Origin of the sequence: Mycolicibacterium gadium (assembly GCF_010728925.1) — a bacterium.
Classification (GTDB): Bacteria; Actinomycetota; Actinomycetes; order Mycobacteriales; family Mycobacteriaceae; genus Mycobacterium; species Mycobacterium gadium.
The window spans coordinates 4,645,646-4,660,522 of sequence record NZ_AP022608.1 but is presented as its reverse complement, the minus strand read 5'-3'; the positions used below and the strand labels follow the sequence as shown (position 1 = coordinate 4,660,522).

The 14,877-nt window shown below is 65.7% G+C and carries 14 protein-coding genes; 1 reads left to right on the top strand and 13 read right to left on the bottom strand.

Annotation, left to right across the window (positions count from 1 at the left end; all coding sequences use genetic code 11):
* Positions 1–8 precede the first annotated feature (8 nt).
* The 12 genes from hypE to G6N36_RS22975 all read right to left on the bottom strand — a co-directional run bounded on the left by hypE (position 9) and on the right by G6N36_RS22975 (position 12,682).
* Complete coding sequence (gene hypE, locus G6N36_RS23030; RefSeq protein WP_163689114.1) at positions 9–1,121, bottom strand: hydrogenase expression/formation protein HypE; 1,113 nt, start codon at positions 1,119–1,121, stop codon at positions 9–11.
* On the bottom strand, positions 1,121–1,795 hold the full coding sequence (locus tag G6N36_RS23025) for a D-sedoheptulose-7-phosphate isomerase (RefSeq protein WP_163689113.1): 675 nt from the start codon (positions 1,793–1,795) through the stop codon (positions 1,121–1,123). Before G6N36_RS23025 ends, hypE begins: the two co-directional genes overlap by 1 nt.
* A complete protein-coding gene (locus G6N36_RS23020) occupies positions 1,792–2,505 on the bottom strand; it encodes a HypC/HybG/HupF family hydrogenase formation chaperone (protein WP_163689112.1) in 714 nt (237 codons plus the stop codon). Before G6N36_RS23020 ends, G6N36_RS23025 begins: the two co-directional genes overlap by 4 nt.
* The gene (hypF, locus tag G6N36_RS23015) at positions 2,492–4,894 is read right to left on the bottom strand and encodes a carbamoyltransferase HypF (RefSeq protein ID WP_163690840.1); all 2,403 of its coding nucleotides are present in this window, start codon (positions 4,892–4,894) and stop codon (positions 2,492–2,494) included. Before hypF ends, G6N36_RS23020 begins: the two co-directional genes overlap by 14 nt.
* A complete protein-coding gene (locus G6N36_RS23010; RefSeq protein WP_163689111.1) occupies positions 4,891–6,084 on the bottom strand; it encodes an NHL repeat-containing protein in 1,194 nt (397 codons plus the stop codon). Before G6N36_RS23010 ends, hypF begins: the two co-directional genes overlap by 4 nt.
* A complete protein-coding gene (locus G6N36_RS23005; protein ID WP_163689110.1) occupies positions 6,081–6,995 on the bottom strand; it encodes a NifU family protein in 915 nt (304 codons plus the stop codon). Before G6N36_RS23005 ends, G6N36_RS23010 begins: the two co-directional genes overlap by 4 nt.
* 9 nt (positions 6,996–7,004) lie before the next feature.
* Positions 7,005–8,279, bottom strand: a complete 1,275-nt coding sequence (locus G6N36_RS23000; RefSeq protein WP_163689109.1) for a tetratricopeptide repeat protein — start codon at positions 8,277–8,279, stop codon at positions 7,005–7,007.
* A 45-nt stretch (positions 8,280–8,324) separates the two neighbouring features.
* Positions 8,325–8,567: a hypothetical protein gene (locus tag G6N36_RS22995; protein WP_163689108.1), complete on the bottom strand. Its 243-nt coding sequence runs from the start codon at positions 8,565–8,567 to the stop codon at positions 8,325–8,327.
* A 5-nt stretch (positions 8,568–8,572) separates the two neighbouring features.
* On the bottom strand, positions 8,573–9,415 hold the full coding sequence (locus tag G6N36_RS22990) for a hydrogenase maturation protease (protein ID WP_235690144.1): 843 nt from the start codon (positions 9,413–9,415) through the stop codon (positions 8,573–8,575).
* A complete protein-coding gene (locus G6N36_RS22985; RefSeq protein WP_163689107.1) occupies positions 9,412–11,019 on the bottom strand; it encodes a nickel-dependent hydrogenase large subunit in 1,608 nt (535 codons plus the stop codon). The genes G6N36_RS22990 and G6N36_RS22985 overlap by 4 nt, the downstream gene beginning before the upstream one ends.
* Before the next feature lie 56 nt (positions 11,020–11,075).
* A complete protein-coding gene (locus G6N36_RS22980; RefSeq protein WP_099039813.1) occupies positions 11,076–12,047 on the bottom strand; it encodes an NADH-quinone oxidoreductase subunit B family protein in 972 nt (323 codons plus the stop codon).
* Between the two features lie 86 nt (positions 12,048–12,133).
* Entirely contained in the window at positions 12,134–12,682 is a 549-nt protein-coding gene (locus tag G6N36_RS22975) for a helical membrane plugin domain-containing protein (protein WP_163689106.1), read from the bottom strand.
* A gap of 219 nt (positions 12,683–12,901) precedes the next feature.
* Between G6N36_RS22975 and G6N36_RS22970 the strand changes: the two genes are divergently transcribed.
* A complete protein-coding gene (locus G6N36_RS22970) occupies positions 12,902–13,963 on the top strand; it encodes an AraC family transcriptional regulator (RefSeq protein ID WP_163689105.1) in 1,062 nt (353 codons plus the stop codon).
* A 4-nt stretch (positions 13,964–13,967) separates the two neighbouring features.
* Here G6N36_RS22970 and G6N36_RS22965 read toward each other — a convergent pair whose 3' ends face one another.
* On the bottom strand, positions 13,968–14,873 hold the full coding sequence (locus tag G6N36_RS22965) for a LysR family transcriptional regulator (RefSeq protein WP_163689104.1): 906 nt from the start codon (positions 14,871–14,873) through the stop codon (positions 13,968–13,970).
* Positions 14,874–14,877: the final 4 nt, after the last annotated feature.

The window sequence follows — 14,877 nt, the reverse complement described above, 5'->3', positions numbered from 1 at the left end:
CTCCCTTCTCAGCAGATACGCGGTAACGGGTCGCCCACGAGCATGTCAACGATCCGGGTGCCGCCGAATCCGGTACGTACCACGACCGTCGCCGCCGGCTCCTCGGTGATCTCGCCGATCTCGGCCGCATCTACTCCCAGCGGATGCGAGCGCAACGCGGCAAGGCCGGCCTGGGCTTCCTCGGGTGCGACGACCGCAATGAACTTGCCTTCATTGGCAACGTAAAGCGGGTCGATGCCGAGCATTTCGCAGGCACCATTGACCGTCGGGCGGATCGGCAGGTGTGCCTCGTCCAGCACCACACCGAGACCGCTTGACTGGGCGAGTTCGTTGCAGACGGTGCCGACACCACCGCGGGTGGGGTCGCGCAGCCAGCGGGTGGACGGCGCAGCTGCCAGTAGAAGTTCCACCAATGGGCTGACTGCGGCGGTGTCCGACGCGATGTCCGCCTCGAGGTCAAGGTCGCCGCGGGCCAACATGACCGCCATGCCGTGATCGCCCATCGATCCGGACAGCAGCACCTTGTCCCCGGCGCGCACCGATTCCGCCGACAGGGTCCGGTCCACCGGAATGACGCCGGCTCCCGTGGTCGTGATGAACAACCCGTCGGCCGCGCCCCTGGACACCACTTTTGTGTCGCCAGTGACGATCTGGATGCCGGCCACGCTGGCCGCCTCCGCCATATCCGCGACGATCTCCTGCAGTTCGGCGATCGGGAAGCCCTCCTCGAGCACGAATGCCGCAGAGAGCCAGGACGGCACCGCGCCGACCATGGCCAGGTCGTTGACGGTGCCGTGCACGGCGAGATGTCCGATCGAGCCGCCCGGGAATCGCAAGGGCTGCACCACAAACGAGTCGGTGGACATCGCGACTCGCTCCCCACTGGGCAGTGTGAGAATTGCACCATCGCCCAGCGATTCGAGTTGCGGATTACGGAAGGCCTCCAGGAACACCGCGTCGACCAACGCCGCCGACGCCTTACCGCCCGCTCCATGGGCGAGCGTCACCACCTCGTCGCGCAACCGGGGACGACGCCGGCGAAACAGTTCGATCCGCTCGATCACCTCACCTTCGGCGAAGCTCGGCCCGGAGGACAGGTACTCACTTGCTGCCTTGCTCATCACATCTCAGTCCCTTGCTCGTGCACGGCCGACCACAGTTGGTATCCCAGCAGCGCCTGCGATTCCTGGATCCGATGCACGCTCTGCGAGTGAACGATGAAGCAGGCGTCGACATCCGGACTGGTCGCGAAAGTCCCGCCGTCGTATCCGGCGAAGCCGAGGACATACATGCCGCGCTTGCGCGCCTCCCGCAGGGCGACTGTCAGATCCGCGGAGCTACCGCTGGTGGACATCGCTACTGCGATGTCCCCAGAATCCGCGCGCGCGATGAGCTGTCGGGCGAAGACGAGCTCGAAACCGACGTCATTGCCCAGTGCGGTGAGTATCGCTTCATCGGCGGTCAACGACCAGGCCGGCAGGGCGCGTCCGGCCGGTGGCCGAGCGAAGAGCGTCGCCAGCGTCGTCGCATCCGTGGAACTGCCGCCGTTGCCGAAGGTGAACAGCCGGCCGCCCGCGGCGAACCGTGCCGCCATCTCGGCCGCCGCCTTTGCCAGTAGTTCCGCGCTGGACTCCACGGTGGATCGGCGCAGGGCCGCGCTTTCGGCCGCCTTGGCTTGGGCCGATGCCGCGAGATCGACGAGCAGAGAGCCCCGGTCGTGTTCCTGAGCATCGATGAACGGATAGAGGAAGTTGGTCGGCTCATGGCCCGCATCGAGGCCGGGTTCGTTCCTCATAGGTCACCGACCTTGCCGATGGCCATCCCCGCATGAACCAGCACGAGTTCGCCGGCGTCAACGGGATCGACGAGCATGGTCGACACGGTCTCCACCCCCTCTGCGGTGCGCACCCGAGCCGACCCCTGCGTCCGCGCGGAGAGCACTTCGCCGAGGCGGCCCTCATCGCTGCAGGTGATACAGACCTCCTCGTTGCACTCGGTGGGCTTCAGCAGACCCGGGTGCTCGAAGCAGACATGGGTGAGTTCCCACAGCAGGTGATACAGCAACACGAAAGCTCCTGTGGCGGGCGCTCTCGGATCGGGGTCATCGAGCCACAGCACGTGGTCGGCCGCACCGGCGGGAGGGCGCTGTCCGTTCCCGATCCAGATCGTGGTTGCACCCCAGGCCGGCGCCCTGCGCATCACCGACCGTACGTCGGGGTCGTCGGCATCGGCGACCGCGATCACGACGTCGCCGGCACGAACGGACACGCGCACCACGTCGACCAGGTCTGGTCCGGCAAGCGCCACCGCGGGCAACGCCGGTTTGCCGACGATCACCGGATGCACGAACTCGACCGCAATGTGCTGGGCGTGCGGCTGCCACGACGGCGCGAGGCACCACATCGTGGCGCCGGCGGAAAATCGTCGCGCCAAAGATAGTGCGGTCGCGGCGAGATCGGCGGCAAGATCTGCCCCGAGCCCTAGTTCGACGTCAGTCGTGTTCATTGCGAAACTCCCCGTGTTTGCCGAACGCGGCGTCACCGTCGGGCTCCAGCGCGGTCAGCATGGAAACCGCCGCCTGCCCCAACGCGAGCCCACCGTCGTTGGGCGGAACGATGTGGTGGGTGAGCACAGTGAATCCTGCCGCTTCCAGGTGCCGCCGGCACGCCCGCAACAGCAGGACGTTCTGGAACACGCCGCCTGTGAGCCCCACCAGCGCAACCGAACCGGCCACCAGAGACACCACCTCGGCGACGGCGACCGCGACCGCCTCGTGGAAGGCCGCCGCCAACAACGCGGCGTCGACTCCGGCCCGCAGCGCCGACACGATCGCCTGCATCAACCCCGCGGAATGAATCTGGCCGTCTGCGCCCACGGCCAGCCGTAGCGCCGGATCACGCGGCGTATTGCTCGCGGACTCGGCCAGCATCTCGAGTTCGATCGCGGCCTGGCCTTCGTATTCGATCCGCTGCCGCACGCCGAGCAGCGCGGCAACCGCGTCGAACAGGCGCCCCATGCTCGAACAGGGCACACATCCCGTTCCGCTGCGGAACTGGGAGCGCAGCATCCGCAGCTCCGTGGGCGAGGCCGCGGTAACGGGAGCCAGGTCCTGGTCCCAGTCGATGCCGGCCGCCCACAGTTGTGACAGCGCCATCCGCCACGGATTCCGGACCGCCACGTCGCCACCGGGCAGCGGCACGGGCACCAGGTGGCCGACGCGCGTGAAGCGGTGCGTGTCGGGTCCGATTGCGAGAATCTCGCCGCCCCATACAGTTCCGTCGCAGCCGTAACCGGTGCCGTCGAAGGCGACCCCGATGATCGGTTCGCATAATCTGCCGTGCTCGGCAAGTAGCGACACCACATGTGCATGGTGGTGCTGGACGAGGTCCAACGGGCGCCCGTCGGCGTGACGCTCGGCCCATGCCCGCGTGTGATAGCCGGGATGCAGGTCTGCGGCCAACCGCTGCGGCTTCCGACGGATTCCGCAGAGCTGGTCGACGGCGTGTTCGAATGCACGCAGCGTGTCGAGGGTGGCCATGTCGCCGATGTGACCCGAGCAGAAGGCACGATTCTCCTCGATGAGGCAGAAGGTGTTCTTCAGCTCACCGCCGACGGCCAGCACCGTGGCGGCGCTTCGCCCGGCCGGGGTTGGGATCTCAACGGGCAGTGGCGCATAGCCGCGGGACCTGCGTATCGGCAGTTCCCTGCCGTCGACAATGCGGACCACCGAATCATCGCACGGTACATGAATCGGCCGGTCGTGGTCGAGCACCGCGTCAGCGAGCGCCGAAGAACCCGAAAGTCGCTGTGCAGCATCTTCATCGGTGAAGCAGATCGGTTCGTCCGAGCGGTTGGCGCTGGTCATCACCAACGCATCCGGCACCGGCGTCTGGACACCCGGGATGGGCGCGAAGAGCAGATGGTGAACAGGAGAATACGGCAGCATCAGCCCGATCAGCGGACTGCGCGGTGCAACCAGCTCAGAGATCCGGGTGCCGGATCTGCGGCGCAACAGCACGATCGGGCGCGCAGGGCTGGACAACACCGCGGCCGCGGCGTCGTCAATTTCCGCGAATCGACGCGCGACCTCGAGATCGCGGACCAGGATCGCGAACGGCTTGCCGCCCCTGGCCTTTCGGGCACGCAGTGCGGCGAGCGCATCGTCGTCGTCGACAGCACAACTCAGGTGATACCCGCCGATCCCCTTGATCGCGACGACGGCGCCCCCACCAAGTGCTCGCTGGGTTGCCTCCAGCGCGGGGTCCGATCCGCGGACCAGTCTATTGCCGGACCGGAACCACAACGACGGGCCACAGTCCGGGCATGAGACCGGCTGTGCGTGAAATCGCCGGTTCGCCGGGTCCTGATATTCGGCAGCGCACCGGTCGCACATCTGGAAGCCGGCCATCGTGGTGCTTGGGCGGTCATATGGCAGCTCGCGGATGATCGTAAACCTCGGCCCGCAGTTCGTACACGTGACGAACGGGTGCCGGTAACGCCGGTCGCGGGGGTCGAACAACTCGGCGACGCATTCGTCACACACCGCGATGTCAGGTGGAATCGCGGATGCGGCACCGTCGACCATCTCGCTGTCCACGATCCGGAAGCCAGGCGCACCTGGGTCGGCAGCCATTTGAACCGCCGATACCGTGCTGATCGTCGCGAGGGGCGGCGCCTCGGCGCGAAGCTGTCGGGCGAACACATCAACGGTGGCCGTCGGTCCCTGCACCTCGATGAATACGGCCCTGGAATCGTTGCCGACGAATCCGGCCAGCCCCAGCGCGGTGGCAGTCCGATGCACAAACGGGCGGAAGCCGACGCCCTGGACCACGCCGGTCACCGTGAATCGATATCGGACGTCCTCGGATTTCAGGATCAGCGATGTCTGGGTCACCGACACCGCCAGACCACGACCCTGTTGTTGCCCGAATCCGCCACCGCCAGCCGATCGCTACGAAGAGAGATGCCGTACGGCCAGCACAGGGTGTCTCGTTGAACCGACGTCCACCGGTTCTCACCGTTGGATGCGAAATTCGGCTGCCCCAACACATGGTCAGCGGTGCGACCGTCGCGGGGCATGCCGTCCCACAACAGGATTCGGTTGTTCGCGGTGTCAGCCACCGCCAGCCGCTCGTTCGGGCCGCCGCAGCCGTCGAATTGAGCCGCGTAGGGGAAGCGAAATCGGTCCCCGGTGTGCGGACCGTAGGGCCATTCGTCGGCCGACGTGAAATCGACCTGTCCGAGAACGATATCCGCATCGCGGTCCGAGTCGGGTTCAGGCGACCAGCCCAGCAGTCGATGGTCCCCCGCGTCGGCGATCAGCAGCAGGCCATCGGTGCCGGTGATGTCATGGGGCCAGCGAAAGCTGGCGGGGCCGACGGCTCCACCGCGGTTCTCGTCGCGGTGGGCCGCGTCGGGTTGACCCAGGATGATGTCGGCCGGCTGCCCGGGGTCGGGGATACCGTTGTCCCAGCCGAGGACTCGTCGATTACCGGTGTCGGCGACCCAGAATCGGGAGCCCACGACCGCGATGCCGAACGGCCAGTAGAACGTCGATGCCGAGCAGTCACCACCGCGATTGGGCTCCACGGCTGCGGCATCATCCTGTCCGAGGATGATGTCCGGCGCGACGTCGCTGACCTCGGGGACCGAGTTCCACACCAGGATCCGGTGGTGCCAGGCGTCGGCGACGACGAGCCGCCCGTCATGCACGAGCACACCGGTGGGCAGGTTCATTCCCCGTTCTGGTCCGCGGCCGGCGGCGGCCCTTCCTTCGGTATGGCCGTCCGGCTGACCGAGGACGATGTCGGCGGGCTGCTCATCGTGGTCCGGAACTCCGTGCCACACGAGCACCCGGTGGTTGCCGGAATCGGCGACCACGAGATGGTCATCGCCGAGGAAGACTCCTCGCGGCGAATACATCCACGCCATCGACGGACTGGCGGACGGCAAGGCCAATCCGCCGGGTGCCGCAGCACCGAGCCACACATCGGGTGACCACCCTGCGGTCAGGTCGTCCCCCGGTTCGGGATCGGCCCGACCCCGGAACGTGCCGATGTTGTGGCGGACGGTGAACTGGGTCATGTCCCGACTCGAACCCAGACGTCGCCGGAATCGACCCGCAGCGGCACCTGCTCCAGCTGCGCCCCTGGGGCGCTCAGGCACTCCCCCGATGTCGCGTCGTAACAGAAGCCGTGCCATGGGCACGTCAGCGTGCCGTTGGCGATGTCGAGCACAGCATTGTCCAAAGGCAAGCCCTCATGGGCACATTCGTTACGGTAGGCCGAAAGCCGTCGACCGGCGTTCACCACGATGATGTCGACAAGGTCACCGGACGCCGAGGACAGGCTCAAGGTGGTGAGGTCGTCGTCGGGCAGGCTCGCGGTGGGACCCACCTTCACCCAACCCTCGCTGGCGGGGTCCGGCCCGATGCGCAGCGACTCCAGTGGGATCAGCGTGGGTGAAGGCTCATTCGGCAGCACCTCCACACCGGTGATCGACGGCACACCTTCCACAAGTGCGCTTTCGACGAGGTTTCGAAGCGTCACCGAGGACATCGAGCAGCCGTTGCAGGCACCGTCGAGCCGCACGAATGCGGTGCCATCTTCGATCCGCACCAGGACGACATCCCCGCCGTGGCTCTGCAATTGGGGCCGCACCGTCACCAATACGCGATTGGCGTGTGTCATCGGATCGGGCCGCACGATCCCGTGCAGCGACAGGAGCATGTGCACGACCGGATCGTCGACGAGTTCGAACAACACCGCCCGGGCGGCGTCGTCGGACCGCAGCCGCTGGACGATCGTCACCAGCCCGGCGCGGTGAATGGCCTCGACGGCAGCCTTGACCTCGTCTGCGACCGCCCGCGACGACTCATCCAACCCCTCAAGCGCGGCCGCGGCGTCATCGACGCGCCTGGCCAGGCTCTCGAAGTCGGCGTCGCCATCGGTGGTCGGCACTTGGCTTGCCGGCGCTTCCACGGCCGTGGTTGACATGTCGGCTCCCTAATCGGGTTCGGGTGCGGTTCGGGCCAAAGCGTGCTCGCGGGCGATCTCGTCGAGCACGCCGCGCACAGCGCGCACCGAATCGACATCGCCGAGATCCTCGAACAGGAACCGGGATTCGTACAGTTTCGCCTTGGCCTGATCGAACATCCCGAGATGGGCCAGCGCGTTGCCCTGGTTGGCCAGCACCCTGGCCCTGCCCAGCGGATCGGTCTCACGATCCCTGGCCTCGAGCACACCCTCGTAGAGTTCGACCGCCTCGACCAGGTTGTCCGCTTGATGCTTGGACGGGGTGTAGACCAGCGAGTTCGCCAGATTGAGTTGAACGCTCGCCCATTGCTCGGGATACGTTTCACGGGTGTAGACCTTCAACGCCGACCGCAACGATTGTGCGGCGACGCCGAGCCGCAGTTGCCCCGAAGCCTCCACCATCGGCATCGTCAGGTAAGCGGTGGCGAGATTAGCGTGCGTGGCCGCCCACAGCAGCGGCGCCTCATCGCGCAGCACCAGCTGCAACGCGGAGTGATAGTGCGGAATCGCCTGGGCCAGCAGATCGGGACGGTCCTCGGCCTGCTCGTGCAGCAATCCGGCAAGGTTCAGATGCAGTTCGGCGCGCCCGATGCGGAGACCGTCCGCGCCGTCCAGAAGGCGCAACGCCTGCTGGAGTCGCTGCGCCGCGTCCGGTTCGCCAAGATCTCGGCAGATCGACGCCGCCGCGCCCACGAGGACACCCTGCAACCGCCCCGAATCGGGGCCTGCGGCGGCGGCGGCGCGCTCGAGCAATGCGACGGCCCCCGACGGGTCCCCATCGTCGAGTGCCTGACTCGCCTGTGCCGAGAGAGCGACCGCAGCCAGCTCACCGTTGGTGTCGCCAGGTTCGGGCGGGGTGTCGGACCGACCGAGGACGAACAGGACGAGGTCGACGAGGGTGCCGAATTCCCCGAGGCTCGACCGTAACTCGTCGACGTCCTCGCTGTCGGGATCGAGGACGAACCGGTTGTAGCGGGTCACCGGATCGGTCCCCCGCAACGCCGCCAGCGCCGCTGTACGGTCCCCTGCAAGAGCGAGTTCGTGTGCCGCCATGCCGTCGGGCCAGTCCTGCGGCACGTTGCCGGCCAGCAGCGCCAAGCGCACTGCTTCGGTGTCCGCACCCGTAGTCGATACTGCGGGTATCAGCATGTAGCCCAAGGGAAGCGGAAAGGTGCCAAGGGGTTGCGGACGCACCGCGGCGACGGTCGAACGGGTGATTTCGGCATCTGTGGGAAGTGCGGTCATCGGTTCACGATCCTCTGTTCATAGGGGCGGGCGCGCATCCGGCGGTCATGGCCGCGGACCCTCACGTTCTGCGGCTCGCTTGATCAATTGCGCCGCGAGCTCGGCGCGGGCCTTGGTCGGGTACGTGTCGATGCGGGTCCGCACGACGCCGTCGGCGAACACGACGACGACGTCGACCGCACAGCGGCCGCGTTCCTCGACCACGACGGTCTGGACATCGTCCGCGTGTTCGGTAGAGCTGTCGTTGGGAGCCGTGAATTTCGGCCGGGCCGGCGGGTCATCACACATGACAGTCACTCGCCAGGCCCCAGCGGAATCCGTAGGGCCGCTTCGTCATCGTCCCAGAATGCACGCTGGACGCCTGTCGGAATGTGGTCTTCGAGGACTTCCCGCACCAGTGTGGCCCGGTCACCGGCCGGGTTGCGCTGCTTGAGCAGTAGACCACCGCTGCGTGGCCCACGCAGTGGCACCAGCCAGAGTGCGTCGTCACGCACAAGGGCGACCACCGCATCGGATGGGAACCGGCTGGCCGCCAATGCGGCGTCCAGGCGGATATAACCGTCTTCGGTGAACTCGACCTGTAGGTCCGCCGATGCCGCAGGGCGCAGCGCAGCGAGGTAGTCACGTTCGATGATCTCGATCACCTGGTTCATCGAGGCCTCGACCGCCGCCGTGAGGTCAGCATCGAGCTCGACCCCCGCCACCTCGATGAGGAAGACCGTGATGTCGGTGGGACAGTCGTCACCAAGTGCCCACCGCGCGAACGCAATTGCGTGATCCCAACGAAACGAGTGCGTGTGCAGCCCCTGAAGGGGCGGCAGGTCCTCGAGCTCGGCACCCGGGACCCGGTACACGGTGCCCGGCGCCGCCCCAGTGGCTGCGGCATCGACGATCACGACCCGCGCAGCGCCGCGCATCTGGAACGCCACATCCATCCCTGCGGTGCCGCCGTCAACCAGTCGGGCACCGTCGGGTACGCCGCGCTCCCACAGATGACGAACCAGGATCGGGCCGACACCGTCATCGCCGCGCAACAGATTCCCGCACCCGACAACGAGCACCGAACAACCCGGCGGCTCGATGTCGACATCGGCTCCGTCGCTGTCAGGGCGCGCTTGAGAAGTCGTGGCAATCACACCATTCCGTTGATCACAAACTTGGACAGTTCGCGGCCGGACTTGCCGTCGTAGGCGTGCACCGTACACACCAGGCAGGAGTCGAAGCTGCGGGCCACGTGCCCAAGTTCCACCGGATCCTCCGGATCGACTATCGGCGAGCCGATCAGCGCCTTCTCGATCGGGCCCACCACGCCTTCACCGTCCCGGGGGCCGATGTTCCATGCCGTCGGCGTGACCACCTGGTAGTTCTTGATCTTGTTGTCCTCGATCACGATCCAGTCGGACAGTGAACCGCGCGCCGCTTCAGTCGAGCCGAAGCCCATCCCCTCGGCATGTTCGACCGGCTTGCTGTAGAAGCTCTCCTTGAGGTTGAGCTGATCCAGCCAGCCGCGCACCCAGTTGTAGTACTTGGGCGCCTCGTGCATCCGCGCCAACTGCCGCACGAAAACACTGGGACCTATCTTGTTGATGAGGTCGACGAACAACGGGTCATCGTCCTGATGCGGTGCGGCGTTCGGTCCCCCGGCGGCCACCCGGCGCGCCAGCGGGCCCGCCTCGAGCGGGATGTTGCCAAGGCCGGGCACCTCGTAGCGCGGTGCCTTCGCCCAGCTGTACTTGCCCTGACCCCTGCCCACTTCGGGGTCGATGGGGATGGTCTCACCCTCGAACGGGTGCAGAGGTCGGCTGCCCTCGTAGAAGGAGTGGGTGACGTCCTCCCGGACCAGGGCCTGGTCGAAGTCGTGCCACTGGCCTCGCGCATATATCCCCTGCCGACCGATGAGCGCACCGTTGCGGCTGTCGATGGTCGGGTTCTCATACAGCGAGGGTTCGAAATAGGTGCCGGTGGCGAGGTAGTTGCCCACGCCCTGGCCGTACTTGTCGAGACCGATATCCAGGCTGTAGCGGATGAAGAACCCGCAGTCACTGTTGTATTGGGCCTCGTTCTCGTTCACCCACGCGAGCACGTCGTCCCAAGACTTGTTCTCCAGCCAGCGATCGACCGAGCATCCGAGCCACTGCTTTTCGAGCCAATTGTCCTTCCAGTGTTCGAAGATCGCAATCGACCGGGTGACATCGGCCAGCGACGGCGCACACATGACACCGCCGGGGACCATGAAGCTGGAGTGCGGCCACTGCCCCCCGAAGATCGCGTACACCTCCACCGGCTTGGCCGAAAGGACCACGCCCGGTTGATAACTGGTGCCGACGTACGGAGCGAACCGGCGGACCGCCTCAGCATATAGCTTTGATTTGGCGTAGTTCTTGTTCGTGAAGTCGATGGCGAACAGCGCGTAGAAGTAGCGCGGAATCGACTGCAATGTCTCTGCGGCTTGGCAGATGTTGCGGATCAGGGTGGCATTGTGCGGCACGTGGGTGCGCCACGCCGTGTCCAATGCATACGCCGACTTGTAGAGGTGGCTGCCACCGCAGATGCCGCAGATGCGCGGGCAGACCACGAGGCCGGCCTGCGGATCCTTACCGCGAAGGATGATTTCGAAACCGCGGAACATCGCGGCCTCCGTCCATGCGGAGGTGACAACACCGTCGTCGATGGTGACTCGGACGTCGAGGTCACCCTCGACGCGCCCCAAGGGACTGACAAATAGATCGAGAGAGGTCATATTGGGTCCTTTCAGAACCTGGGCTGATGGTTTGGCCGCACGATGTTTCGCCATTGCTAGACCACGAACATGTCTTCCTTCGACCATTGCGGAGCGGCGATGCGGGCAGCGGCGGCATGGGCCATGTAGGTCAGGTGATCCGACCCCTCGGGCACCTCCTTGGGGATCATCCCGCTGACTTTTTGCGTCTTGAACACCGTGCCGGGGGCCAGGTCGAAATGGGGGAACTCGGGCTCGGTGCAACCCAGGCAGGGCATGCCCGCGCGGGTCTTCGACGACTGGCGGTTCCACAGAATCCGGTTACACGGCGAGTGGGTCATCGGCCCGCGGCAACCGAACTCGTAGAACAGGCAGCCGGTGCGCGTTCCCTCGCCGAACGAGGTGGTTGACTGCTTGTACTCGAAGAACTGCACGCGTGTGCAGCCGGTCTGCGTGAAGGTCTTGAAGAACGTCTCGGGCCGGTGCAGCTCGTCGAGCGTGATGTCACCGGCACGCCCGGTGGCCAGCGCAACGAGGATCTGCGTGATCCAGTCCGGGTGCGCCGGACATCCCGGAATGTTGATCACGGGTAATCCCATCTTCGACCGGAAGTCCGGCCCAAGGAATCCGCCCTTGTCACGCTTGTGGAACTGCAGCCCGGTCGACCCGGATGGGTTGGGCTCCATCGCCGGGATTCCGCCCCAGCACGCGCAGTCACCAATCGCCACGACAATCTGTGCGGCGTCGACCAGGTCGGTCACCCAGTCCTTCATCGGCCGGTCGGCGAACATGTCCATCCGGCCGCTTCCGTCGGGTGCCTCGATGACGGTGCCTTCGAAAACGAAAATATCGAGCGGCCGCTCGCCTTTAGCGCAGTCCCAGAAGACCTTCTGCGCATTAGCGCCGAGCTCCAGACCCAATGAGGGATGCCAAAGCAAATCGAGCCCGAAATCGACGATCAAATCGACGACATTGGGTTCTTCCGCATTGAGAAATGACATTGTATTTCCACTACACGCACCACCCTGAAACCATAAAACAGAAGCCATTAAAACTCCTTTCACAGGCGACCGGGGCTGAGGTCGCAAACCTAGGGTTTTCGGGCTGGAAACCCTTTAATGCAAAGAGTTCGGGGTCATTCCTGGGCGAGCCGGCGACCGAACGCCCGCGCCACCTGAATCATGAAACCGAGGCCGCGTGCGATGTCCTTGTCCTTGGTGGCACGCCAAATGCCGAACATGCCCTTGGGACCGCCGGGATCGGCATCGGCGGCTGCCCTGCCTTCGGCAAGCGCCTGACCGAGGAACGCGAGCACCTCGGCGGTCTCCGGGTCGGTCAACCGCGACGTCAAGAGAGTGTTCAGCGCCGGGGTGGCGCCGATCAGCGCGCCGGACAGATTCGCCAGGCTTCCCGCCAGTGCCCGCAGGTCGACTTCCTTCAGCGACTCGATGCCGGGAACCAGACCCGTCCGTGAGGATTCCCTGATTTCGTCGACGGCGGCGGTCACGGACTCGCCGATTTCATCGCCGCGCCGTAGCAATCCGTCCACACCGGTCACGAGGACGGCCAGCAGATCGGCATGGTCGAGCAGGCTGTTCAATGAACTGGCTATCTGAGGGTCGTCCAGGCGGTCACGCAGGGCATCCGCCGGCGATATTGCCATCACCTGCCCGTTTGCCGTCATGCAGACCTCCCGCGTCGGATGTTGACTGGGCCGGTGTGGCCCCAGTCACAAGCTATCGGGACTGTGACATGCTGCCTATCGCAATCGCGCAGGATATGTCAGGATTGCGCAGACGTTAGCGCGCTGGGACGCGCCAGAATCCTCGGAGGCTTGCGTGATCAGCACCGATGCTTTAGTCATCGGTTCATTGTCGACGCCGCCCGACGGCGGGTCAGCGCGATGTCCCGGCTGACGCGTCTCGGCTACATCGACGTCCGGCGGACCAGTAATCCGGTTCGCCGCAAGGTGCGCTCCCGCGGTGTCCCGCCGGCCCTTGCGAGCAACGAAATCTTCTACACCGAGGACGTCGCAGAGGCATCCCGGCTGATCGCCCAAGCACTTGCGCCATTGAAACTCGAGGTGGCGCCGGAGCAGAGAGACGCGTTTGCAGCGACGATGCACGGAGTGCGGTTGCGCAACGTGAGCATGCTCTATCTCGACCTACATGTAGCCGCCACGATCGACATCCCGATTCTGGGTCAGTACTTTGCTGTGCACATGCCCATGAATGGGCGCGCGATGGTCGACCATCGCACCCGCACGTTCGAGGCCAACACAATCCGTGCACTTGTGACGAGTCCCGGGGTACCCCTGCGCGTCGCTTTCGACCACGATTCACCGCAGCTGCTGATCCGGATCGAAGCGCGAGCGATGACCGCGCACCTCACCCGATTGCTGGGCCGCAGCCTGTCGCGGCCGCTGGAATTCGAGCCTGAGTTCGATCTCGCGACAGACGCCGCGATGCGCTGGCACACCGCTGTCCAGTTGATCCACACCGAGGTCTTTCATCCCGGCTCGCTGATACAGCACGGCCAGGGCATCGGGGCCGTGGAGGAACTGGTGATGAGCAGCCTGCTGCAGTTGCAACCGTCGAACTATCACGATGAGTTCCTGCAGCCACCAAAGCCCGACCAGCGCCGCGCGGTGGTTCAAGAGGCGATGAATTACATCGACGACCACCTCGCGGAACGGATCACGATGGATTCAGTGGCACGAGCTGTGCATATAAGCGTTCGATCGATACAACAGGGTTTCCGGCAGGAACTCGGCATGACTCCGATGACCTTCGTACGGGAGCGCCGACTCGAGCGGGCGCACGAGGAACTGGCCGACGCAGTGCCCAGCGACGGCGTCACGGTGACGTCGGTGGCGGAGCGCTGGGGTTTTCACCACCTTGGCAGCTTCGCGGTGGAATACCGCAAGCGCTGGGGGGAGGCTCCGTCGGAAACCCTACGGCGCTAAGAGGTCAAGACGCACGACGCCGGACGCCGGTCACGTTGCGCCAGCCCAACTCGGGATGCGACAGCAGGTGTTCGATCAGCAGTTCGGTCGACATCGTCGCGGTGGACTGACTCACCACATGCCACGGCCGGTTCAACGGTGTGCCCGCTACCGGCAGCTCCACCAATATGCCCGCGTCCAGTTCCCGCTTCACTGCCTGTCGCGATACCAGCGTGATACCCAGGCCTGCGACCGCGGCGGCCACCACGGCGCCATGGGATCCAAGCACCAGCCGCGGCGGGGCGATCGTGAGCTCGTCGAGCAAGGCCGTCATCGTCGACCGTGTCCCGGATCCAGGTTCACGCAGCAGCCACGTCGCGGTCGCGGGCTCGAAGTCCTCGGCAACGGCAGGAGCGCCGACCATGATCAGGGTATTCGGACTTACTGCACGTATGGGCAGCGCACCACGGAGGTCATCGGGGGGACGGCCGGCGACGACGAGGTCGACCTCGTGACGCGACAGCATCGGCCAGATGGCATTGCGCGCGGCGACCTCGAGGTTCAACACCACACCGGGGTGCTCGGCCCGAAACGAGGCCAGCGCGGCGGGAATCAACAGTTCGCCGGCAGATGTCACTGCCGCGATCCGGATTGAGCCGTTCTCGGGGTCGGCCTCGCCGCGGGCCGCCCGGATCGCCTCATCGTGCAGACCGAGGATGCGGCGTGCGTACTCCACGTACCGAACGCCCGCCGGGGTCAATCGGACGCCACGCCCGTGCCGGTCGACCAACACGATGCCGATGTCGTTACTGAGGGCGCGCACGGCCGACGATATCGAGGACTCCGTCACCACCAGGCGTTCGGCGGCGCCCCGCACGGACCCCGCATCAGCCAGCTCTACGAGCGCGCGCAGTCGGGCATTGGTCGTCATATCG

Coding starts and splice junctions, on each gene's coding strand:
- G6N36_RS22995 (WP_163689108.1), bottom strand. CDS start 8,567: ATGTGTGATGACCCGCCGGCCCGGCCGAAATTCACGGCTCCCAACGAC.
- G6N36_RS22985 (WP_163689107.1), bottom strand. CDS start 11,019: ATGACCTCTCTCGATCTATTTGTCAGTCCCTTGGGGCGCGTCGAGGGT.
- G6N36_RS23020 (WP_163689112.1), bottom strand. CDS start 2,505: ATGAACACGACTGACGTCGAACTAGGGCTCGGGGCAGATCTTGCCGCC.
- hypE (WP_163689114.1), bottom strand. CDS start 1,121: ATGAGCAAGGCAGCAAGTGAGTACCTGTCCTCCGGGCCGAGCTTCGCC.
- G6N36_RS22970 (WP_163689105.1), top strand. CDS start 12,902: ATGTCCCGGCTGACGCGTCTCGGCTACATCGACGTCCGGCGGACCAGT.
- G6N36_RS22980 (WP_099039813.1), bottom strand. CDS start 12,047: ATGGCTTCTGTTTTATGGTTTCAGGGTGGTGCGTGTAGTGGAAATACA.
- G6N36_RS22965 (WP_163689104.1), bottom strand. CDS start 14,873: ATGACGACCAATGCCCGACTGCGCGCGCTCGTAGAGCTGGCTGATGCG.
- G6N36_RS22975 (WP_163689106.1), bottom strand. CDS start 12,682: ATGACGGCAAACGGGCAGGTGATGGCAATATCGCCGGCGGATGCCCTG.
- G6N36_RS23025 (WP_163689113.1), bottom strand. CDS start 1,795: ATGAGGAACGAACCCGGCCTCGATGCGGGCCATGAGCCGACCAACTTC.
- G6N36_RS23005 (WP_163689110.1), bottom strand. CDS start 6,995: ATGTCAACCACGGCCGTGGAAGCGCCGGCAAGCCAAGTGCCGACCACC.
- G6N36_RS23010 (WP_163689111.1), bottom strand. CDS start 6,084: ATGACCCAGTTCACCGTCCGCCACAACATCGGCACGTTCCGGGGTCGG.
- G6N36_RS23000 (WP_163689109.1), bottom strand. CDS start 8,279: ATGACCGCACTTCCCACAGATGCCGAAATCACCCGTTCGACCGTCGCC.